Here is a 365-nt window from a genome sequence, read left to right as displayed (position 1 = left end):
GGTCGAAGCCGCCGTCGTCAGGCTGCTGGGTGTCCATCCCCGCGTGGTGGACGAGCAGCAGTACGCCGCCGGGTGCGACGGCCGCGAGCAGTGCTCGCTCGGCGGCGGCGTCGGGAGTGCGCAGCAGGGCCGGGTACTGCGCGGAGACCAGGTCGAAGGAGGCCGGCGGGAGCGCTGCCTCGGTGAGTGCGGCGTGGACCCAGTGAACGGTGAGGCCGGCATCCCGGGCGTGCCCGGCCGCCCGCTCCAGTGCCACGCCGGAGACCTCGAGCGCGGTGACGTCCCAGCCCCCGCGGGCGAGCCAGACGGCGTCCGCGCCTTCGCCGCAGCCGACGTCGAGCACGCGCCCGGGGGTGAGGCCGGCG

General features: G+C 77.0%; 1 protein-coding gene. It reads right to left on the bottom strand.

Annotated features, from left to right (window positions below):
• On the bottom strand, window positions 1–365 hold a 365-nt coding region (locus tag TN53_RS43015; RefSeq protein ID WP_046264369.1), incomplete at both ends, for a class I SAM-dependent methyltransferase.

The sequence above is a fragment of the Streptomyces sp. WM6386 genome, assembly GCF_000972385.1.
Classification (GTDB): Bacteria; Actinomycetota; Actinomycetes; order Streptomycetales; family Streptomycetaceae; genus Streptomyces.
The sequence above is the reverse complement of the archived record's forward strand: the minus strand, read 5'-3'. Positions and strand labels throughout refer to the sequence as shown.